Origin of the sequence: Photorhabdus thracensis (assembly GCF_001010285.1) — a bacterium.
In the GTDB taxonomy this organism is placed as follows: Bacteria; Pseudomonadota; Gammaproteobacteria; order Enterobacterales; family Enterobacteriaceae; genus Photorhabdus; species Photorhabdus temperata.
This window is the reverse complement of record NZ_CP011104.1, coordinates 2312510-2334351: the sequence shown is the minus strand read 5'-3', so window position 1 is coordinate 2334351 and position 21842 is coordinate 2312510. Positions and strand designations below refer to the sequence as shown.

The following is a 21842-nucleotide window of genomic DNA, read 5'->3' as shown; positions in this document are numbered from 1 at the left end:
GGATAAACTGCCATGCGTGAACCCCCTGAAAACCTGATTATCCGTGCCGGCGGTAACCCGATGCACCTGCCGGCGTTCACGGCAATACGCGAAGAAATCAACAAAATTAACCACCCGTCTCAGCCGGCGGTGAACTGGCCGCTGATTGAATCCCTGGCCCTGACGCTGTTTCGCACCCACGGCGTTGATTTACAGAGCGCGATTTACTACACCCTGGCCCGGATGCAACTGAGCGGCCTGGCCGGCTTTACCGAAGGCTGTGAGTTACTGGCCGGCGTGATGGTCAGCCAGTGGGATGAGTTGTGGCCGCCCCAACCCGCGGTACGCACCGACCTGCTCGACTGGTTTAACACCCGCAGCGGCCACGCCCTGCGCCAGCACGACTACACCGCCCGCGACCGGCGCCTGATTTACCGGGCCGAACGGGCCTTACAGCTGATAGTTGACCGGCTCCAGCAGTCCGATTTAAAACGCCTGCCCAAAGTCGAAAACCTGCTGTGGTTTTTCCAGAACACCGCCAAAAAACTGGAAAATACCCGTATCCTGCCCACACCGGCGCCCAGGCCTGTCCAGATGCCGCCGCTGGTTTACCTGGCTAACGCCGAGCCGGAACCGGCTGAACCGGAAACCGACGACGCCCCCGGTTACGACAGCCATCAGCCCAAAGTCCAGGTCCGTTTCCCTGAGCCGCCGCCCCGGATGAGTGCCTTACAGGGCTTTGGACTGGGCGTACTGCTGGGCGCGCTGGTCCTGACCGGCAGCTGGCTGGGGCTTTACCGACCGCTGCAACACCAGCTCACGGCCCTGACCGGTACGCCGGACGGCGCGAGACTGGCCTGGCTGTATCAGCCGGACCTGCAAAACTATGAACAGCAGCTGACCCGGTTAGCGGACACCTCCCCGCTGGTGGTGCTGCAACATGCCGAACAGCTGACCGACATGGCACAGAAAACCTGGCCGCAGGACCGCGAACAGCAGCGAGAAACCGCCCGCTGGCAACAGTTACAGGCCGTCCGGCTGGATAACGCCCCGCGACCGGGCAGCTGGCATCAGACCCGAAATCAGCTCCAGCAATTAGCCGACAAAATCCTGGCGCAGGAGCGCAACCGCGGCAGTTTCACCCTCTCCTACCTGAAAACCGCGATTTATCAGATTCAGACCAGCCACAACCGCGACGTGCCGCTGGAAGAGTTGCTGCGTCAGTTCTCCGCGGCGGTCGAACAGGGACATCCCGTCTCACCGGCGCTGAGAAAAAAGACCGACGACCGCTTTAATGCCCTGCTCAGTCGCTACTATGCGCTGCAAAAAGACGCCGGGCTGACCGCGCGCCCTGAGAAAGACCGGCCGTAACTTCAGAACCAGAAAAGGACCCCTTATATGTCATTGCAGAAAAAATCCGCCGGGCAAATCGCCCAACACCTGGCTGACCGGATGACGGCGCAACCCGCCGGCGGGTTGCAGTTCACCCTCACCGCCGGCGGCCTGCCGCCCCACACCTTTGTCGTCGCCGGGTTTTCACTCAGTGAAAGCCTGTCCACCCCGTTTACGCTGACCGTCAGCTTAGCCAGTGCCGACCCGGCGATTGATTTCGCCGCGGTCCTTGATAACAGCGCCACCCTCGCCATCCTGCGCGCAGGGAAAATCGAGCGCACCGTCACCGGCATGGTCGCCAGCTTTGTTCAGGGCAACACCGGCAAACATCAGACCCGCTATGAGATGACCCTCCGCCCCGATATGTGGCGCACCACCCTGCGCCAGAATTCACGGATTTTTCAGCAGCAGGATATCAAAACCATTCTCACCACCCTGCTCAAAGAAAGCGGCGTCCGCGATGTGGTGTTCCGCCTGCGCCATCCGCACCCGGAACGGGAATTCTGCGTCCAGTACCGGGAAACCGACTTTGACTTCCTGCACCGGCTGGCCGCCGAAGAAGGCCTGTTTTACTTCTTTGAGTTCACCGGCAACAAGAACACCCTGGTGTTCGCCGACGTGGCGGGCGCCCTCGCCAAAGGCCCGGTCCTGCCCTATCACCCGGGCGAGGCAACCCAGGCACAGCAGTTGTGCGTCACCGCGCTGACCCGGCAGGCTCAGGTCCGGCCGGCCACCGTGGAACTGAAGGATTACACCTTCAAAAACCCGGTCTGGGCCGCCGAGTTCCGCCACCATATGCGGGAACAACCTCTCCAGCACACCGGCTATGAACACTTCGATTTTCCCGGCCGTTTCAAAGACGAGCAGCACGGCGCTGATTTCACCCGCTACCGGCTGGAAGCCCTGCGCAATGACGCCCTGACCGGCCACGGCGACAGTAACCACGCCGCGATGCGGCCGGGGGTCCTGTTCACCCTCACCGGCCATCCCCGCGATGACCTGAATCAGCTCTGGCAGCTGGTCAGCGTCGCTCACAACGGCCGCCAGCCGCAGGCACTGGAACAGGCCGGCGGCGAGTCAGGCACCGTCATGAGCAACCAGTTCACCTTTATCCCGGCGCATCAGCACTGGCGTCCGAGGCCGGGGCGCAAACCGGTGATGGACGGCCCGCAGATTGCCAAAGTCGTCGGCCCGGCCGGGGAAGAAATCTTCTGCGACCAATACGGCCGTATCCGGCTGCAATTCCTGTGGGACCGGTACGGCCGGAGTGACGACCACAGCTCCTGCTGGATACGGGTAACGCAACCGTGGGCCGGCCAGGGCTGGGGCATGCTGGCTATTCCGCGTATCGGTCAGGAGGTGGTGGTGGACTTTCTCGACGGTGACCCGGACCAGCCGATTGTCACCGGCCGCACCTATCACGCCAGCAACCTCCCGCCGGGCACCTTGCCGGGCAGCAAAACCCAGATGGCTTTCCGCTCGAAAACCCACAAGGGCGACGGTTACAACGAACTGCGCTTTGAGGATGCCAAAGGCAGTGAAGCGCTCGCGTTGCATGCGCAGCGCGATATGAACACCGTGGTGCTCAATGACCGCGAAACCCGGGTCATGCACAACCACACCGAAAGCATCGGCAATGACCAGATACTTTCCGTCAGAAAAAATCGCCATAAAGAGGTGACCGGCAATGAAGTCAGCGCCATCTCCGGCCTGCGGCAAATCACCGTAGAACAAGACAGCCTGCTGAACGTGAAAAATAACATCCGGATACACTCCCGGGCCGGCGGTATCGAGATTGCGACCGCCGGCGGCAGCATCACCATCGACAGCGCCGGCAATATCAACATTCAGGGCGCCACTATCACCCTCAACGGCAAACAGGTCAATGTCAACTGACCGGTATTGCTCCATGAACAACACCTTTAACTACATGATTTCAATCAATCACGGAAAAACAGCATGACAAACACCCTGTATCAGATGCATGAAGGCACCCTGACTCTCCCGGCCAGCTGGCGGGATGAATCCATGAACGTCTTCGTGCTGCCGGATGACAGCGGCATTAATCTGGTGGTCAGCCGCACCCCCGTCCCTGCCGGTATGGATAACACCGCGTATTATGAACAGACCCTGGCACAGTTCCGCACGCACCTGCCCGGTTATCAGGAGCACCAGCGCAGCGAAATCACCCTGAGCCAGCAACCCGCCCGCCGGCTGGATTACCAGTGGACAAGCCCGGAAGGGGACATGTACCAGACCGTGGTGCTGCAAATCCGCGGCCCCCGGCTGCTGACCTTCAACCTGACCTCCCCCGCCCCCTTTGCGGACGGTCAGCGCGAGGCGTTGCTGGCCGTTATCGACAGCTTCCAGGCCGCCGGCTGATTTGACAGGAGGTGCAACATGTCACTTAGTGATGACATCGTCACCCGGATTGCCCGGGTCGGGGCGTTACATACCGCCCCGGTGGCAGCCCCACCGGGCGCGCCCGGCCCGGCAGCGGCCCGGGAGGGCGACCCGATTAAACATGCCAGCTTCCTCGGGGCGCTGGCCGGGGCCATTACCGGCGCGCTGATAAGTGCCGCGGTATTTGCCGTGGCCGCCGCGGTGGTGGTCGGCACCGGCGGATTAGCCACCGTCGCGGTCCTGGCACTCGGCACCGCCGGTACCCTGGCCCTGGGTAACGTCATCAGCGCCGCCAGTTCGGCGGTCACGAAAATGGTGGACAGTCTCGGCCCGCCCAGTGGGGTACTGCTGACCGGCTCCCCCAATGTGTTTATTGAAGGTAAAGCCGCGGCACGGGCCACCGTCGATACCGCCGGCTGCAATAAACACCCGGCACCCCCGCTGATTGCCCAGGGCAGTGAAACCGTGTTTATCAACGGCGCCCCGGCAGCCCGGACAGATGACAAACTGGCCTGCGGCGCCACCATCAAAGCCGGGGCCAAAACCGTGTTCATCGGCTCCGGTCAGGGCACCTATTTAGCCATTGCCGAAGAGTTCTCCGCCTGGGAACGGGCCCTTCTGATGGCCGTTGAGTTTCTGGCGCCGCCCTCCCGGGGGGCCATAAAAGGTCTGGGTAAACTGTTCACGCAAACCGGCCGGCAGGCCGTGCTGAACGGGGCAAAAGCCGGGGCCCGGCATGTCGGGAAAATCGCCTCGGGTAAAACGATTTCCTGCGCCAAAACCGCCTTTAAAGAAACCCGGGGGGTGAAACGTTACCGGGAAAGCACCAAAAAATTCTTCACCGGCGACCCGATTGACGTCACCACCGGCCAGCTCTTCGACCAGCGCACCGATATCACCCTCGGCCAGACCCTGCCGCTGGTGTTTCTGCGCAGCTGGGCCCCCGGGGAACAGGGCTTACTGGGGCCGGACTGGACCGACAGCTTCTCCGAATGCGCCCGGGTCACCGGTGACCGGGTAGACATCGGCACCACCGAAGGGGCGTCACTCTACTTCGCCCTGCCGCCCGCTTATACGCACAGCACCAACCCGGACCACCCGGATTTCACCCTCAGCCGCGGCGAGCAGGGCTATATCCTCCGCCACCGTGATTCCCCGGTCCGCAAGTCTTTTTCCCTGCCCGTGCCGGCTTCCGCCGATGAGCCCCAGCGCTGGCTGCTGACCGAACACCGGGATGGGTATGACAACCGGCTGCGGTTTATCTACAACGCGCAGTATCAGCTGACACAGGTGATTCACAGTGACGGACCGGTCCTGTCCCTGCGTTATAACCTGAACGGGCAACTGACCGAGATCCTCCGGACCGATGACGGCTTACAGGCGGTGATGGCGCGGTATCACTACCATGACCATGGCCGGCTGGCCGAAGCCGACAGCACCCAGCATTTTCACCTGTACTATGAATATAACGCCCAGGGCCTGATAAGCCGCTGGTCTGACGGTGACCAGACCTGGGTGGATTACCGTTATGATAAACAGGGGCGCTGTACCGACAGCGTGGGCGCCGGCGGCTTCTACCCGGTCCACCTGGACTACGCCCCCGGCCTCACCCGCGCCACGACCCCGCAGGGGCACACCACCGTCTGGCATTACAACGACCAGCAGCAGGTCACGGAAATCCACACGCCCGGCGGCAGTGTGACCCGCTATGACTATGATGACTGGGGTAATCTGGTCCAACAGGTATTACCGCAGGGGGAAACCCTGACCCTGACCTACCTGGCCGAGACCGGCCGGGTGACATCCTTCACCGATGCAACCGGCGCCCGCTGGCAATACAGCTATGATACCGACCTGCGCCTGACCGGCATGACCGACCCGCTGCACCGGACCTGGCTGCCACTGTATGATGAACAGGGCCAGCCCGCCGGATTTATTGCCCCGGATGGCCGGAAAACCACCCTGACCCGCAATGCCTTCGGGCTGGTGACCGTGGAAGAAGACACGGACGGCAACCGCCGCACCCGGGAATATGATACCCGGCAGCGACTGGTCAGGCTGTTTGATGAAGAGAACCGCACCGTCAGCCTGGGCTATGACAGCCAGGACCGGCTGCGCAGCCTGACCGCCGCCGGGGCACTGTGGCGCTGGCGTTACGACCGGCATCACCGGGTGGCCGTCAGCGACCGGCCCGACAACCACCCGGAACATTTTGACCATGACCGTCACGGCAACCTGACCCGCTGGACCGATGCGCGCGGGGTGGCCTGGCAGGTGGAATACGGCCCGTTTGACCTGCCGGTGGCCCGCCGGGACGGCGAAGGCCATCGCTGGCAGTACCGCTATGATGCCGATACCCTGCAACTGACGCAGGTGATTAACCCGATGGGGGAAACCTACAGTTACACGCTGGATGCGGAGGGCCGGGTTATCACCGAGCAGGATTACGCCGGCACCCGCTGGCACTACCGTTATGACCTGTCGGGGAACTGCATTGAAAAGCGGGACGGGGAAGAGACCGTCACCCGTTATGACTATGACGCGGCACAGCGCCTCACCGCCCTGCATACCCCGGAGGGCACCACCCGTTACCAGTATGATATCGCCGGACGGCTGCGGCGGGTTGACGCCCCGGACAGCACCTTACAGTTTGAATACGACGACCAGGACCGGATAGTGCGGGAAATCCAGCCGCACGGGGAAATTCAGCGTCACTACCCGGATAACCGCACCGTCGAACGGCAGCTGTTCACCGGAGAAACCGCACCGGCAGCCGGGCCGTCACGATTTGCCGGACAAACCCAGCCCGGACACTGGCAAAGCCGGATACAGGTTAACCGGGCCGGGGAACTGACCGGGCTGACCTTAGACAACCAGCCGCCCCTGACAGTGGCGCGGGATGAGGCGGGACGGGACACCGGTCGTTACACCGACAGCGGCTTCATTGTGCGCCAGCAGTATAACCTGATGGGGTTACTGACGGCACAGCGGGCGGGCTGCAACCCCCACCTTTTCCGGCCGGCTGAACTGGCGGAGATGAGCGAACCGGCCTATGCCCGCCTGGCGCGCCAGTATGACTATGATGCCGCGCTGAACCTGACCGCGGCCAGTGATGACGGGCAGCAGCTGCGCTACCGCCTTAACGGCAACGGCCAGGTGGTCTCGGTCAGTGACGGGCAGAACCTGCGCGAGCATTATCAATATGATGCAACGGGTTACCCCGCCCGGCGGTTCGACGGGGTGCAGGAGATTATGGGGGAAACCCTCTACCAGGCGGGTCACCGCCTGAACTGGGTGGGTTCACACCGGTTTGTTTACGACCTGGCCGGTCGCCTGAAAGAGAAACAGTTCTTAGCCGAAGGCCACCGGCTGGCGCTGACGAAATACCGCTGGAACAGCCAGAACCAGCTGACCGGCCTTATCACTCCGGACGGCCACCGGTGGGAATATCGTTATGATGCTTTTGGGCGGCGCACCGAAAAGCGCTGTATCCAGACCGGTAAGCTGACCACGTATCTGTGGGACGGCGACGTGCCGGCGGAAATCCGCGAATATCAGCACGGGCGGCTGAAAATAATCCGCCATCTGGTGTTTGACGGCTGGGAGCTGATGGCCCAGCAGACGCAGCAGTTTACCCTCAATCTGGACAACCGGGTGGACCTGGTGGTGGGGGCGATTGAGACGCAGTATGCGGTGAGTGCGCCGACCGGTGAGCCGCTGGCGCTGTTTGACCCGGCCGGCAAGCGGGTGTGGCGGCAGCCGAAACAGTCGCTGTACGGGCTGAACCTGGCGCTGCCGGAAGCCATGCCGCTGGATCCGGGCCTGCGGTTCGCGGGGCAACTGTTTGATGAGGAAAGTGGTTTATTCTATAACCGGTTCAGGTATTATTTACCGGAAGGGGGTTGTTACCTCAGCACCGATCCTTTGGGGTTAGCAGGAGGAGTAAATCCTTACAGTTACGCGCATAATCCGACGGGTTGGATCGATCCGTTAGGGCTATCGTCAAAGAAATGTGAGTTTCCATCTGGTGATCCTGCCTTAGGTCCTCATGGCAGCTTGAAAAAAGATCCTCAACCAGGGCAATCTCATCACTTAAACCAAGATGCCGCTTATAGGGGGGTAATTCCAACCAATAGTGGTGCTGCAATTAAGTTAAAAGGTAATGCTTTTACGCAACCCGGCACTCCTCATTATGAGGCTCATAAATCTCTAGAGCAGTTCTGGAATAAGTATAGAAGAGGTGGCGAGTTTACTGGGCAACGACCAACTAACATTCAATATACTCAAGCTGTCAAACATTCTTTAGAATCGGCAGGATTATCTGCTAGTCAAGTAAATCAAGCTATCAGGTATAGTATACAAAATAGGATTCAGCATGGTGCTCTTGGTGGTATGAAAGTGCCTAGAATACCAGGGAGAATAAATCAGGTGAAACCATGAAAATATCTAGTCATTCAATAAACAGGCTTTTGTCTATAGATTGGTTTTCTAATGTAGGAAATCAATTAAATATACCCGGCATTAAGATGGTAAAAAGTTCGAGTGATGCAAATCAATATATTTCTGCTCCAGAATGGGAAGATGTAACACTAGAAGCAGCCAATGATATATCTGGCTTTTTAGCAATAAATCATTCAATTGTATTCCAAAATTGGAACAATATAGCTAAAGATGCCAAAAATTTCCTTGAGAAAGAAGTAGTTAAAAAGATTCCCGATATAGATGGATTTGATACTTTAATTTTATCTCAATGCGTTAGTTGGGATATCGTCCATTACTTAATAGAAGACACATATAAGGATAAATTGAAAAAACCTCTATTCTTTGAAAAGTTAATTGAAGTATATGAAAGTGGTCACCTCCCTTGTGGCTGGGATGGGGAATGGCCTAATGGAAATCTAATAGTTTACTAATACTATTAGAAATAAAAATTGGTAAAGCCGGAAAGATCCCCGTGATCTTCCGGCCTTATTTATGATCTATCTTGGGGTATACCCACTGTACGCTAGAGCAGATTGGAGCTTAGAGATCGCATCCTTAATCTGATACGCCTCCTCGTCATTCACGGCACAGGCGCGTATCTCCGCCCAGCTCAGCCGCTTAACCAGTTGGGCTAAGGCCAGCGCTTCAAGGTGGGTTAACTGAATGTCCTGTAAATGTTCAATCGCTATCGTCATCTCATGTTCTCCCCTTAACCCGCAAAACCGGTTATCAGCGCCTGCATCTGCTGCTTAATCTCCCGCAGTTGGGCCTGTTGCCGCTGGTACTGCTGATGCTGTTGTTGCGTGGCTTCACTCTCTGGAATCAGCACCAGACAACCGTCCATCACCTTCACCGTAATCTGGCCGCCAGTATTAAATCCCGCCTGTCTCAGCCACTGCCCCTTCAGATGTATCGCCGGGGTGGCGTTGCTAACCCTGTTCCCGTTCGGCACATAGCCCACCGTGTAATAACGTTCTGTTTTCACAGCTTTATTTATCGCCGCTTCTGCTTTAGAATGCGCCTTAGCCATAATTAACTACCCTTATTAGTTGCTTGTGGTGAGCGGCACCGGGGTGTTGTAGCACCTCAGCGCCGCGTTAAATCAAGTCAGCTCAGTAACCGCTTTGCCTGATGTTTTAAAATCATGGCATCCAAAACTGAGGTCACAGAGCGTCGTTCTTCCTCATCCATCTGTTTAACCGCCTCAAACTTGAGCTTAAGTTCGTCCTGCGGCTCCCGCTCGCCCTCCTCAAATATCAGCCAGTCAGCCGAAACATTAAACGTAACAGCAATACGTTTAAGAATGTCTAAAGAGGGTTGAGCCTCACCAGATTCATAGCGACGAACTTGTGTCAGATGTATCCCCACCTTGTCAGCCATCTGGGGCTGAGTCAGTCCTTGTTGCTTACGCAGTTGCAGAAAACGGGCAGAAAAGCTCATCCAGAATGTTCCTTTATCAGTCGTGATGGCTTCCATTATCTCCCCCTGTTCCGAATAGACTTGACTAAATAACCTTTATAGGACATATAATAGTATCTATATAGAGCATTGACAAGGTTTTAAAAGGAACATTTTTATGGCACGCATCCCGGAAGCAGAATTGCAGCACCTGAAAACAGCCGTCTCCTTAGTGGCCGTGGCGGAACAACAGGGCCACAAGCTGATTAAACGCGGCAAAGATTACGTGCTGCTGTGCCCGTTCCATGAGGAGAAAACCCCGTCAATGGTCCTCAGCCCGGAAAAAAACCTCTATCACTGTTTTGGCTGCAACACTGGCGGTTCAGTGCTGGACTGGGTGATGAAAACCGAACGCCTGAGCCTGCGGCGGGCGGCAGAGCACCTGCGCGGCACGCTGGGGAATAATCCGGCTGTCGCGCCGCTGGTTCAGCCGAATGAACCCACCGTACTGGCCGAAGACGAAGCCGGACGGCAGGCGCTGCTCAGCCGGGTGGTGGAGTTTTACCATCATACGCTGCTGAACGCCACGGAAGCCGTGGCCTATCTGGAAAAACGCCGGTTACATCATCCCGAATTAGTCGCCGGTTTTAAGCCCGGCTTTGCCAACCGAACTCTGGCTTACCGGCTGCCGGAGAAACAACTGAAAACCGGGGCCGCTATCCGGGCCCGGTTGCAAGCGGTGGGCCTGATGCGAGCGTCAGGTCACGAACACTTTAGCGGCTCGCTCGTGATACCGGTACTCGACAACCACGGGCAGGTACAGGAAATCTATGGCCGGAAAATCATCCAGCGCCTGCGGGCGGGTACCCCGAAACATCTCTACCTGCCCGGCGAGCACCGCGGCGTGTGGAATGAAGCCGCCATGATAGCGTCCAAATCGCTTATCCTGTGTGAATCATTAATCGATGCCATGTCGTTCTGGGTGGCGGGATACCGTAACGTGACCGCTGCCTACGGCGTCAATGGCTTTACCCCCGACCACTGGCAGGCACTGCAACGGCATCAGGTCAGGCAGGTGCTGATTGCCTTCGATAATGACCCCGCCGGCAATGAGGCGGCGGTGAAACTGGCCGCAGACCTGACCGCCACCGGCATTACCGTGTTCCGGGTGGTGTTCCCCGAGGGCATGGATGCCAACGGCTATCTGTGTCAGGTCGCCGAGCCCGAACCGGCATTCGGGTTATTGCTGGATGGCGCGGTGCCGATGTATGACCCGGCGCAGGAAACCGATACCGAAGCACCGGTCGCACCGGCAGCGCCGCCGTCCCCGGCAACGGAACCCCCTGTTGCTTTAGCCGCTGAGCGGGCAACAAAACCGCTGTCTTTGCCCGGAGTCGTCTGGGAGACCGGGCCAAACGGCGAAATTATCATCTCACTGGGCCCGCTGCGCTGGTGTGTTCGCGGGCTGGCTCAGGTCAGAGCCGGGGCAGCAGTCATGAAAGTCAATGCGCAGGTGATTGATACCGACAGCGGCGTGATGTTCGCCGACAGCGTGGACATGATGAACGCCCGCAGCCGGGGCGGGTATGCGCGGCTGGCGGCCACCGAACTCGGGCTGGCCGAAGGTGACCTGCGCCGGGCGCTGGGACAGGTGTTGCTGGTACTGGAACAGTGTCAACAGGCCCGTGCCGGTGAACAGACAGCCACTCAATCTCAACCTGAACTCAGTGAAGCCCAACGGGCAGCGGCGCTGGCGCTGCTGCAAGACCCGCAACTGAGTGAGCGAATCACCGCTGATTTAGCCGCCTGTGGCGTGGTGGGGGAAAGCACTAACCTGCTGGCCGGTTACTTAGCCGCCGTCAGCCGCAAACTGGACCGTCCGCTGGCCGTGCTGATACAAAGCAGCAGCGCAGCCGGAAAAAGCTCACTGATGGATGCCGTCCTCAATCTGATACCGGCAGAGGAACGCCTGCAATACAGCGCCATGACCGGCCAGAGTCTGTTCTATCTGGGGGAAACCAATCTCCAACACAAGATACTCGCGATAGCCGAAGAAGAAGGGGTGCGGCAGGCCGCCTATGCGCTTAAGCTGTTACAAAGTGATGGCGAACTGACCATTGCCAGCACCGGTAAAGATGACGCCAGCGGGAATCTGGTGACCAAACAGTACACGGTGAAAGGGCCGGTGATGCTGATGCTCACCACCACCGCAATAGATGTCGATGAAGAGCTGCTAAACCGCTGTCTGGTGCTAACCGTGAACGAATCCCGGGAACAGACCGAAGCTATCCACGCCTTACAGCGCCATAAACAGACGCTGGCAGGCTTACTGGCCGAGAATGAAAAGGCGTATATCACCGACCTGCATCAAAACGCCCAGCGGCTGTTGCGCCCGCTGAATGTGGTTAACCCTTATGCCTCACAGTTAACGTTCATGAGCGATAAAACCCGCACCCGACGCGACCACATGAAATATCTCACCCTGATACAAAGTATCGCCCTGCTGCATCAGCACCAGCGCGAGGTGAAGACCGCGGAACATCGGGGCAAACGGCTTGAATATATCGAGGTGACTAAAGACGATATTAGCTTAGCAAACCGGCTGGCCCACGAGATATTAGGCCGCACACTGGATGAGATGCCGCCCCAGACCCGGAAACTGTTGCTGCTGATACAAGCCTGGGTAAAAGCCAGCGGGCAGCCGCGCCATGAGTGGCTGTTCACCCGCAAACTGTTGCGTGACGCCATCCAATGGGGCGATACCCAGCTAAAAATCCATCTGTCACGGCTGGTCGAAATGGAATACCTGCTGTTGCACCGTCGCGGACTGACGTTCGTCTATGAACTGCTGTTCGACGGTGAAGATAACGACACGGCGCACCTGTGCGGCCTGATAGCGCCCTAAAAGTCGGCGTATGATTCCATCCGGTCGGGGTTATCACTCAGACGGTCGCACGCCTGTCGGGTGCAGGTCGTGGGCTGGTCGGGCAGTATAAATCCACCCAAATGCAGGCTATACAAGGCCCCGACGCTAAACCGGTCGGGGTAAAGGAAAAAGCACTGTTCCGGCAGGCAATAAAGAAAAACCGCATCGTATCGTAGTCAATGATTACCCCATAACAACAATCCATGTACCTTACAGGAAACCCCGTCATGACTCAGACCATCGCTTCTACACGCCCCGCTCATCTCACCACATTACGCCAGCAGCTTAAAGCCTATCTGGATTGCCTGACCGCCAGACACTACAGCGTCTGGACGCTGACCGGCTATCAGGAACGGCTGTTGCCGTTCGTTAACTGGTGTGAGGCCCGGGGGGTCATGTCCGCCCCGCAAGTCAGCCCGCCGTTACTGGAAAGTTATCAGTCCTGGCTGAGAGCCTATCGTAAAGCCGACGGCAACACGCTGGCCGTGAGCACACAGTCAAAACGGCTGAGTGACCTCAGAGTCTGGTTCCGCTGGCTGCGACAACGCCAATACATCCTGTATAACCCGGCCGAGGAACTGGTGTTGCCCCGAAGAGACAAACGCCTGCCTGCTCAGGTGCTAAGCGAGGACGAAACACAGACGGTATTACAGGCCATTGATATCAACAGGCCGACCGGCTTAAGAAACCGGGCCATCCTCGAAGTGCTGTGGAGCAGCGGTATCCGGCGGATGGAACTGTCCAATCTGCGGTTAAGCGACATCGACTTCGGGCGCGGCGTACTGCTGGTGAGACAGGGCAAAGGCCGTAAAGACCGGGTGGTGCCCATCGGGGAACAGGCCCTGCACTGGTTACAACGCTACCTTGACAGCGTGCGGCCGCGACTGGCCCACCGCCATGACAGCGGCCACCTGTTTATCACCCTCAATGGCCGGCAGATGTCACGCGACAGACTCACCCAACTGACGGGCGCCAGTATTCGCCAAAAAGCGCAACTGGAGAAAGCCGGGGCCTGTCACCTGTTCCGACATTCAATGGCCACGCAAATGCTGGACAACGGGGCCGATACCCGACATATCCAGGCGATATTAGGGCATGCGAGTCTGGAAACCACGCAAATCTATACACGGGTGGCAATCGGTCACTTAAAGAAAGTGCATGAGCAGACGCACCCGGCAGAACGGAAGCCCGAACAGAAAACACCGTCAGACAACCCGCAGGCGGAGAGTGATAAGCCGGCCAACCCGAAGTTGGACTGAACGCCCTGTGTTGCCGGACAGTCTTTGATGTTAGCCGGTTCCCTGTGAGCGTGTGGGGTGCAGTGAAAGGCAGACTGCGCGCATCCCTGCGCACAGACTGCCTGCCCACCTGCTGAGTGCCGGCGGTAAATGACGGCCGCCCGGCATTAAGCCTCGTCTTCCTCTGCAACTCTCGTTGCCGGTCAGCCGCCATTCAACATAATGTGGCATTAAGCGAAATGGGCCTGCACGGCCCACAACGCTTAACGGCACATTATGTCGGCGCCGCCCACCGCAGGGCGCTGCGCGGCCACCTCAACAACGGTGAGCGGCTGGCCGCCGGGTTGAGCTTCTCAGCCCCAGAGGCGCACCGGGCTGCGCCCGCTGCTGTCAGCCGCGGTGCCAAAACCCACCGCCGCAGTCGCCGCCCTCCCTGGCGGCTCCGGGGCGAAAATCTGCCTTAAACCGTTGTCAGTCAGTCCGTTAAGGTCAACAGCCCGGAAGGCAGGCCAGCAAGCTGGCCGCGGTTTATTGCCCCCGCCCCAACCCCGCTGCACTGGCTGCGCGCGGCTCGCACTGCGCTGCGCTTCGTTGCTCGTCCCCGTGCTCGCCATCTCCGCCCCGTGCAGCCCCCAGGGGCTTCCCTGCTGAACAGCGTCACCTGCGGGCCTCGCCGGCCCGCACCCGGCCAACCCGCGTCAGCGGCGCAGACAAGCTGCCCCGCCGCCACGGGTTCCCGATAAAACCCGGTTATGGCAGGAAAAACGGGCCAAAACCCGGCGCTGACGTCGGGGAAAAAATACGCTAACATCGGCCAGGTGCCCGTCGGGGCGAGTTGGAATGCACTTTAACAAACCAGGAAAAAGCAGCAGAAAAAAAGCTGTTAAATCAGGGGGAAAAGTCCACCCGTCAGTATGATGATGCCGGGATACGCCAGACCTGTGGGACGGCGACGTGCCGGCGGAAATCCGCGAATATCAGCACGGGCGGCTGAAAATAATCCGCCATCTGGTGTTTGACGGCTGGGAGCTGATGGCCCAGCAGACGCAGCAGTTTACCCTCAATCTGGACAACCGGGTGGACCTGGTGGTGGGGGCGATTGAGACGCAGTATGCGGTGAGTGCGCCGACCGGTGAGCCGCTGGCGCTGTTTGACCCGGCCGGCAAGCGGGTGTGGCGGCAGCCGAAACAGTCGCTGTACGGGCTGAACCTGGCGCTGCCGGAAGCCATGCCGCTGGATCCGGGCCTGCGGTTCGCGGGGCAACTGTTTGATGAGGAAAGTGGTTTATTCTATAACCGGTTCAGGTATTATTTACCGGAAGGGGGTTGTTACCTCAGCACCGATCCTTTGGGGTTAGCAGGAGGAGTAAATCCTTACAGTTACGCGCATAATCCGACGGGTTGGATCGATCCGTTAGGGCTATCGTCAAAGAAATGTGAGTTTCCATCTGGTGATCCTGCCTTAGGTCCTCATGGCAGCTTGAAAAAAGATCCTCAACCAGGGCAATCTCATCACTTAAACCAAGATGCCGCTTATAGGGGGGTAATTCCAACCAATAGTGGTGCTGCAATTAAGTTAAAAGGTAATGCTTTTACGCAACCCGGCACTCCTCATTATGAGGCTCATAAATCTCTAGAGCAGTTCTGGAATAAGTATAGAAGAGGTGGCGAGTTTACTGGGCAACGACCAACTAACATTCAATATACTCAAGCTGTCAAACATTCTTTAGAATCGGCAGGATTATCTGCTAGTCAAGTAAATCAAGCTATCAGGTATAGTATACAAAATAGGATTCAGCATGGTGCTCTTGGTGGTATGAAAGTGCCTAGAATACCAGGGAGAATAAATCAGGTGAAACCATGAAAATATCTAGTCATTCAATAAACAGGCTTTTGTCTATAGATTGGTTTTCTAATGTAGGAAATCAATTAAATATACCCGGCATTAAGATGGTAAAAAGTTCGAGTGATGCAAATCAATATATTTCTGCTCCAGAATGGGAAGATGTAACACTAGAAGCAGCCAATGATATATCTGGCTTTTTAGCAATAAATCATTCAATTGTATTCCAAAATTGGAACAATATAGCTAAAGATGCCAAAAATTTCCTTGAGAAAGAAGTAGTTAAAAAGATTCCCGATATAGATGGATTTGATACTTTAATTTTATCTCAATGCGTTAGTTGGGATATCGTCCATTACTTAATAGAAGACACATATAAGGATAAATTGAAAAAACCTCTATTCTTTGAAAAGTTAATTGAAGTATATGAAAGTGGTCACCTCCCTTGTGGCTGGGATGGGGAATGGCCTAATGGAAATCTAATAGTTTACTAATACTATTAGAAATAAAAATTGGTAAAGCCGGAAAGATCCCCGTGATCTTCCGGCCTTATTTATGATCTATCTTGGGGTATACCCACTGTACGCTAGAGCAGATTGGAGCTTAGAGATCGCATCCTTAATCTGATACGCCTCCTCGTCATTCACGGCACAGGCGCGTATCTCCGCCCAGCTCAGCCGCTTAACCAGTTGGGCTAAGGCCAGCGCTTCAAGGTGGGTTAACTGAATGTCCTGTAAATGTTCAATCGCTATCGTCATCTCATGTTCTCCCCTTAACCCGCAAAACCGGTTATCAGCGCCTGCATCTGCTGCTTAATCTCCCGCAGTTGGGCCTGTTGCCGCTGGTACTGCTGATGCTGTTGTTGCGTGGCTTCACTCTCTGGAATCAGCACCAGACAACCGTCCATCACCTTCACCGTAATCTGGCCGCCAGTATTAAATCCCGCCTGTCTCAGCCACTGCCCCTTCAGATGTATCGCCGGGGTGGCGTTGCTAACCCTGTTCCCGTTCGGCACATAGCCCACCGTGTAATAACGTTCTGTTTTCACAGCTTTATTTATCGCCGCTTCTGCTTTAGAATGCGCCTTAGCCATAATTAACTACCCTTATTAGTTGCTTGTGGTGAGCGGCACCGGGGTGTTGTAGCACCTCAGCGCCGCGTTAAATCAAGTCAGCTCAGTAACCGCTTTGCCTGATGTTTTAAAATCATGGCATCCAAAACTGAGGTCACAGAGCGTCGTTCTTCCTCATCCATCTGTTTAACCGCCTCAAACTTGAGCTTAAGTTCGTCCTGCGGCTCCCGCTCGCCCTCCTCAAATATCAGCCAGTCAGCCGAAACATTAAACGTAACAGCAATACGTTTAAGAATGTCTAAAGAGGGTTGAGCCTCACCAGATTCATAGCGACGAACTTGTGTCAGATGTATCCCCACCTTGTCAGCCATCTGGGGCTGAGTCAGTCCTTGTTGCTTACGCAGTTGCAGAAAACGGGCAGAAAAGCTCATCCAGAATGTTCCTTTATCAGTCGTGATGGCTTCCATTATCTCCCCCTGTTCCGAATAGACTTGACTAAATAACCTTTATAGGACATATAATAGTATCTATATAGAGCATTGACAAGGTTTTAAAAGGAACATTTTTATGGCACGCATCCCGGAAGCAGAATTGCAGCACCTGAAAACAGCCGTCTCCTTAGTGGCCGTGGCGGAACAACAGGGCCACAAGCTGATTAAACGCGGCAAAGATTACGTGCTGCTGTGCCCGTTCCATGAGGAGAAAACCCCGTCAATGGTCCTCAGCCCGGAAAAAAACCTCTATCACTGTTTTGGCTGCAACACTGGCGGTTCAGTGCTGGACTGGGTGATGAAAACCGAACGCCTGAGCCTGCGGCGGGCGGCAGAGCACCTGCGCGGCACGCTGGGGAATAATCCGGCTGTCGCGCCGCTGGTTCAGCCGAATGAACCCACCGTACTGGCCGAAGACGAAGCCGGACGGCAGGCGCTGCTCAGCCGGGTGGTGGAGTTTTACCATCATACGCTGCTGAACGCCACGGAAGCCGTGGCCTATCTGGAAAAACGCCGGTTACATCATCCCGAATTAGTCGCCGGTTTTAAGCCCGGCTTTGCCAACCGAACTCTGGCTTACCGGCTGCCGGAGAAACAACTGAAAACCGGGGCCGCTATCCGGGCCCGGTTGCAAGCGGTGGGCCTGATGCGAGCGTCAGGTCACGAACACTTTAGCGGCTCGCTCGTGATACCGGTACTCGACAACCACGGGCAGGTACAGGAAATCTATGGCCGGAAAATCATCCAGCGCCTGCGGGCGGGTACCCCGAAACATCTCTACCTGCCCGGCGAGCACCGCGGCGTGTGGAATGAAGCCGCCATGATAGCGTCCAAATCGCTTATCCTGTGTGAATCATTAATCGATGCCATGTCGTTCTGGGTGGCGGGATACCGTAACGTGACCGCTGCCTACGGCGTCAATGGCTTTACCCCCGACCACTGGCAGGCACTGCAACGGCATCAGGTCAGGCAGGTGCTGATTGCCTTCGATAATGACCCCGCCGGCAATGAGGCGGCGGTGAAACTGGCCGCAGACCTGACCGCCACCGGCATTACCGTGTTCCGGGTGGTGTTCCCCGAGGGCATGGATGCCAACGGCTATCTGTGTCAGGTCGCCGAGCCCGAACCGGCATTCGGGTTATTGCTGGATGGCGCGGTGCCGATGTATGACCCGGCGCAGGAAACCGATACCGAAGCACCGGTCGCACCGGCAGCGCCGCCGTCCCCGGCAACGGAACCCCCTGTTGCTTTAGCCGCTGAGCGGGCAACAAAACCGCTGTCTTTGCCCGGAGTCGTCTGGGAGACCGGGCCAAACGGCGAAATTATCATCTCACTGGGCCCGCTGCGCTGGTGTGTTCGCGGGCTGGCTCAGGTCAGAGCCGGGGCAGCAGTCATGAAAGTCAATGCGCAGGTGATTGATACCGACAGCGGCGTGATGTTCGCCGACAGCGTGGACATGATGAACGCCCGCAGCCGGGGCGGGTATGCGCGGCTGGCGGCCACCGAACTCGGGCTGGCCGAAGGTGACCTGCGCCGGGCGCTGGGACAGGTGTTGCTGGTACTGGAACAGTGTCAACAGGCCCGTGCCGGTGAACAGACAGCCACTCAATCTCAACCTGAACTCAGTGAAGCCCAACGGGCAGCGGCGCTGGCGCTGCTGCAAGACCCGCAACTGAGTGAGCGAATCACCGCTGATTTAGCCGCCTGTGGCGTGGTGGGGGAAAGCACTAACCTGCTGGCCGGTTACTTAGCCGCCGTCAGCCGCAAACTGGACCGTCCGCTGGCCGTGCTGATACAAAGCAGCAGCGCAGCCGGAAAAAGCTCACTGATGGATGCCGTCCTCAATCTGATACCGGCAGAGGAACGCCTGCAATACAGCGCCATGACCGGCCAGAGTCTGTTCTATCTGGGGGAAACCAATCTCCAACACAAGATACTCGCGATAGCCGAAGAAGAAGGGGTGCGGCAGGCCGCCTATGCGCTTAAGCTGTTACAAAGTGATGGCGAACTGACCATTGCCAGCACCGGTAAAGATGACGCCAGCGGGAATCTGGTGACCAAACAGTACACGGTGAAAGGGCCGGTGATGCTGATGCTCACCACCACCGCAATAGATGTCGATGAAGAGCTGCTAAACCGCTGTCTGGTGCTAACCGTGAACGAATCCCGGGAACAGACCGAAGCTATCCACGCCTTACAGCGCCATAAACAGACGCTGGCAGGCTTACTGGCCGAGAATGAAAAGGCGTATATCACCGACCTGCATCAAAACGCCCAGCGGCTGTTGCGCCCGCTGAATGTGGTTAACCCTTATGCCTCACAGTTAACGTTCATGAGCGATAAAACCCGCACCCGACGCGACCACATGAAATATCTCACCCTGATACAAAGTATCGCCCTGCTGCATCAGCACCAGCGCGAGGTGAAGACCGCGGAACATCGGGGCAAACGGCTTGAATATATCGAGGTGACTAAAGACGATATTAGCTTAGCAAACCGGCTGGCCCACGAGATATTAGGCCGCACACTGGATGAGATGCCGCCCCAGACCCGGAAACTGTTGCTGCTGATACAAGCCTGGGTAAAAGCCAGCGGGCAGCCGCGCCATGAGTGGCTGTTCACCCGCAAACTGTTGCGTGACGCCATCCAATGGGGCGATACCCAGCTAAAAATCCATCTGTCACGGCTGGTCGAAATGGAATACCTGCTGTTGCACCGTCGCGGACTGACGTTCGTCTATGAACTGCTGTTCGACGGTGAAGATAACGACACGGCGCACCTGTGCGGCCTGATAGCGCCCTAAAAGTCGGCGTATGATTCCATCCGGTCGGGGTTATCACTCAGACGGTCGCACGCCTGTCGGGTGCAGGTCGTGGGCTGGTCGGGCAGTATAAATCCACCCAAATGCAGGCTATACAAGGCCCCGACGCTAAACCGGTCGGGGTAAAGGAAAAAGCACTGTTCCGGCAGGCAATAAAGAAAAACCGCATCGTATCGTAGTCAATGATTACCCCATAACAACAATCCATGTACCTTACAGGAAACCCCGTCATGACTCAGACCATCGCTTCTACACGCCCCGCTCATCTCACCACATTACGCCAGCAGCTTAAAGCCTATCTGGATTGCCTGACCGCCAGACACTACAGCGTCTGGACGCTGACCGGCTATCAGGAACGGCTGTTGCCGTTCGTTAACTGGTGTGAGGCCCGGGGGGTCATGTCCGCCCCGCAAGTCAGCCCGCCGTTACTGGAAAGTTATCAGTCCTGGCTGAGAGCCTATCGTAAAGCCGACGGCAACACGCTGGCCGTGAGCACACAGTCAAAACGGCTGAGTGACCTCAGAGTCTGGTTCCGCTGGCTGCGACAACGCCAATACATCCTGTATAACCCGGCCGAGGAACTGGTGTTGCCCCGAAGAGACAAACGCCTGCCTGCTCAGGTGCTAAGCGAGGACGAAACACAGACGGTATTACAGGCCATTGATATCAACAGGCCGACCGGCTTAAGAAACCGGGCCATCCTCGAAGTGCTGTGGAGCAGCGGTATCCGGCGGATGGAACTGTCCAATCTGCGGTTAAGCGACATCGACTTCGGGCGCGGCGTACTGCTGGTGAGACAGGGCAAAGGCCGTAAAGACCGGGTGGTGCCCATCGGGGAACAGGCCCTGCACTGGTTACAACGCTACCTTGACAGCGTGCGGCCGCGACTGGCCCACCGCCATGACAGCGGCCACCTGTTTATCACCCTCAATGGCCGGCAGATGTCACGCGACAGACTCACCCAACTGACGGGCGCCAGTATTCGCCAAAAAGCGCAACTGGAGAAAGCCGGGGCCTGTCACCTGTTCCGACATTCAATGGCCACGCAAATGCTGGACAACGGGGCCGATACCCGACATATCCAGGCGATATTAGGGCATGCGAGTCTGGAAACCACGCAAATCTATACACGGGTGGCAATCGGTCACTTAAAGAAAGTGCATGAGCAGACGCACCCGGCAGAACGGAAGCCCGAACAGAAAACACCGTCAGACAACCCGCAGGCGGAGAGTGATAAGCCGGCCAACCCGAAGTTGGACTGAACGCCCTGTGTTGCCGGACAGTCTTTGATGTTAGCCGGTTCCCTGTGAGCGTGTGGGGTGCAGTGAAAGGCAGACTGCGCGCATCCCTGCGCACAGACTGCCTGCCCACCTGCTGAGTGCCGGCGGTAAATGACGGCCGCCCGGCATTAAGCCTCGTCTTCCTCTGCAACTCTCGTTGCCGGTCAGCCGCCATTCAACATAATGTGGCATTATGCAAAATGGGCCTGAACGGCCCACCTCGCATAACAAACATTATGTCGGCACCGCCCACCCATGGGCGCTGCGCGGTTACCTTGGCCCCGGTGCGCGGCTGGCCGCCGGGTTGAGCTTCTCAGAGCAGTGTGGCGCACCGGGTTCGCCCGCTCACCCGCTGCTGTCAGCCCCAGAGCCAAAACCGGCCGCCGCAGTCGCCGCCGTCCGTGGCGGCTCCGGGGCGAAAATCCGCCTTAAACCGTTGTCGGTCAGTCCGTCAAGGTCAACCGCCCTGAAGGCAGGCCAGCAAGCTGGCGCAATTTATGGCCCCCGCCCAACCCTGC

At 57.4% G+C, this 21842-nt stretch carries 21 protein-coding genes; 11 read left to right on the top strand and 10 right to left on the bottom strand.

From position 1 onward, the window contains the following. Positions 1-12 precede the first annotated feature (12 nt). The 5 genes from VY86_RS10060 to VY86_RS10040 all read left to right on the top strand — a co-directional run bounded on the left by VY86_RS10060 (position 13) and on the right by VY86_RS10040 (position 8687). Positions 13-1350, top strand: a complete 1338-nt coding sequence (locus VY86_RS10060; RefSeq protein ID WP_046974825.1) for a VasL domain-containing protein — start codon at positions 13-15, stop codon at positions 1348-1350. Positions 1351-1431: 81 nt separating this feature from the next. Beyond that, a complete protein-coding gene (locus tag VY86_RS10055; protein WP_238591668.1) occupies positions 1432-3267 on the top strand; it encodes a type VI secretion system Vgr family protein in 1836 nt (611 codons plus the stop codon). 63 nt (positions 3268-3330) lie between these two features. Then, positions 3331-3753, top strand: a complete 423-nt coding sequence (locus tag VY86_RS10050; protein WP_046974823.1) for a DUF1795 domain-containing protein — start codon at positions 3331-3333, stop codon at positions 3751-3753. 18 nt (positions 3754-3771) lie between these two features. Then, positions 3772-8214 carry an RHS repeat-associated core domain-containing protein gene (locus VY86_RS10045; RefSeq protein WP_238591656.1) on the top strand — a complete coding sequence of 1481 codons (4443 nt, stop codon included), beginning with the start codon at positions 3772-3774 and terminating at the stop codon, positions 8212-8214. Beyond that, positions 8211-8687 (top strand): hypothetical protein, encoded by a 477-nt coding sequence (locus tag VY86_RS10040; RefSeq protein ID WP_046974822.1) that lies wholly within the window; start codon positions 8211-8213, stop codon positions 8685-8687. The genes VY86_RS10045 and VY86_RS10040 overlap by 4 nt, the downstream gene beginning before the upstream one ends. 66 nt (positions 8688-8753) lie before the next feature. Here the strand turns inward: VY86_RS10040 and VY86_RS10035 are convergent, their stop codons facing one another. From VY86_RS10035 to VY86_RS10025, 3 genes are all read right to left on the bottom strand, one after another. Then, the gene (locus tag VY86_RS10035) at positions 8754-8951 is read right to left on the bottom strand and encodes a DUF7706 family protein (RefSeq protein WP_046974821.1); all 198 of its coding nucleotides are present in this window, start codon (positions 8949-8951) and stop codon (positions 8754-8756) included. A 14-nt stretch (positions 8952-8965) separates the two neighbouring features. After that, on the bottom strand, positions 8966-9286 hold the full coding sequence (locus VY86_RS10030) for a SymE family type I addiction module toxin (protein ID WP_046974820.1): 321 nt from the start codon (positions 9284-9286) through the stop codon (positions 8966-8968). A 77-nt stretch (positions 9287-9363) separates the two neighbouring features. Continuing rightward, entirely contained in the window at positions 9364-9696 is a 333-nt protein-coding gene (locus VY86_RS10025; protein WP_046976802.1) for a helix-turn-helix domain-containing protein, read from the bottom strand. A gap of 136 nt (positions 9697-9832) precedes the next feature. Here VY86_RS10025 and VY86_RS10020 point away from each other — a divergent pair, with 136 nt between their 5' ends. Further along, complete coding sequence (locus VY86_RS10020; RefSeq protein ID WP_046974819.1) at positions 9833-12559, top strand: CHC2 zinc finger domain-containing protein; 2727 nt, start codon at positions 9833-9835, stop codon at positions 12557-12559. Between the two features lie 248 nt (positions 12560-12807). After that, positions 12808-13839, top strand: coding sequence for a site-specific tyrosine recombinase XerC (xerC, locus tag VY86_RS10015; RefSeq protein ID WP_046974818.1), 1032 nt, complete (start codon positions 12808-12810; stop codon positions 13837-13839). A 30-nt stretch (positions 13840-13869) separates the two neighbouring features. Here xerC (VY86_RS10015) and VY86_RS24705 read toward each other — a convergent pair whose 3' ends face one another. From VY86_RS24705 to VY86_RS24695, 3 genes are all read right to left on the bottom strand, one after another. Further along, positions 13870-14091 carry a hypothetical protein gene (locus tag VY86_RS24705; RefSeq protein WP_158019934.1) on the bottom strand — a complete coding sequence of 74 codons (222 nt, stop codon included), beginning with the start codon at positions 14089-14091 and terminating at the stop codon, positions 13870-13872. A gap of 80 nt (positions 14092-14171) precedes the next feature. Then, on the bottom strand, positions 14172-14375 hold the full coding sequence (locus tag VY86_RS24700; RefSeq protein WP_158019939.1) for a hypothetical protein: 204 nt from the start codon (positions 14373-14375) through the stop codon (positions 14172-14174). A gap of 141 nt (positions 14376-14516) precedes the next feature. Further along, positions 14517-14672 (bottom strand): hypothetical protein, encoded by a 156-nt coding sequence (locus tag VY86_RS24695; RefSeq protein WP_158019930.1) that lies wholly within the window; start codon positions 14670-14672, stop codon positions 14517-14519. A gap of 100 nt (positions 14673-14772) precedes the next feature. Here VY86_RS24695 and VY86_RS26185 point away from each other — a divergent pair, with 100 nt between their 5' ends. After that, positions 14773-15681: an RHS repeat domain-containing protein gene (locus tag VY86_RS26185; RefSeq protein ID WP_052760811.1), complete on the top strand. Its 909-nt coding sequence runs from the start codon at positions 14773-14775 to the stop codon at positions 15679-15681. After that, entirely contained in the window at positions 15678-16154 is a 477-nt protein-coding gene (locus tag VY86_RS09995; protein WP_046974822.1) for a hypothetical protein, read from the top strand. The genes VY86_RS26185 and VY86_RS09995 overlap by 4 nt, the downstream gene beginning before the upstream one ends. Positions 16155-16220: 66 nt before the next feature. Here the strand turns inward: VY86_RS09995 and VY86_RS09990 are convergent, their stop codons facing one another. The 3 genes from VY86_RS09990 to VY86_RS09980 form a co-directional block, all read right to left on the bottom strand. After that, a complete protein-coding gene (locus VY86_RS09990) occupies positions 16221-16418 on the bottom strand; it encodes a DUF7706 family protein (protein WP_046974821.1) in 198 nt (65 codons plus the stop codon). Positions 16419-16432: 14 nt separating this feature from the next. Continuing rightward, entirely contained in the window at positions 16433-16753 is a 321-nt protein-coding gene (locus VY86_RS09985; RefSeq protein ID WP_046974820.1) for a SymE family type I addiction module toxin, read from the bottom strand. A gap of 77 nt (positions 16754-16830) precedes the next feature. After that, positions 16831-17163 (bottom strand): helix-turn-helix domain-containing protein, encoded by a 333-nt coding sequence (locus VY86_RS09980; RefSeq protein ID WP_046976802.1) that lies wholly within the window; start codon positions 17161-17163, stop codon positions 16831-16833. A gap of 136 nt (positions 17164-17299) precedes the next feature. Here VY86_RS09980 and VY86_RS09975 point away from each other — a divergent pair, with 136 nt between their 5' ends. Together VY86_RS09975 and xerC (VY86_RS09970) are read left to right on the top strand one after the other, a co-directional pair. Continuing rightward, on the top strand, positions 17300-20026 hold the full coding sequence (locus VY86_RS09975) for a CHC2 zinc finger domain-containing protein (protein WP_046974819.1): 2727 nt from the start codon (positions 17300-17302) through the stop codon (positions 20024-20026). Between the two features lie 248 nt (positions 20027-20274). Continuing rightward, on the top strand, positions 20275-21306 hold the full coding sequence (gene xerC, locus VY86_RS09970; protein WP_046974818.1) for a site-specific tyrosine recombinase XerC: 1032 nt from the start codon (positions 20275-20277) through the stop codon (positions 21304-21306). A 30-nt stretch (positions 21307-21336) separates the two neighbouring features. Here xerC (VY86_RS09970) and VY86_RS24690 read toward each other — a convergent pair whose 3' ends face one another. Next, complete coding sequence (locus VY86_RS24690) at positions 21337-21516, bottom strand: hypothetical protein (protein WP_158019938.1); 180 nt, start codon at positions 21514-21516, stop codon at positions 21337-21339. Positions 21517-21842: the final 326 nt, after the last annotated feature.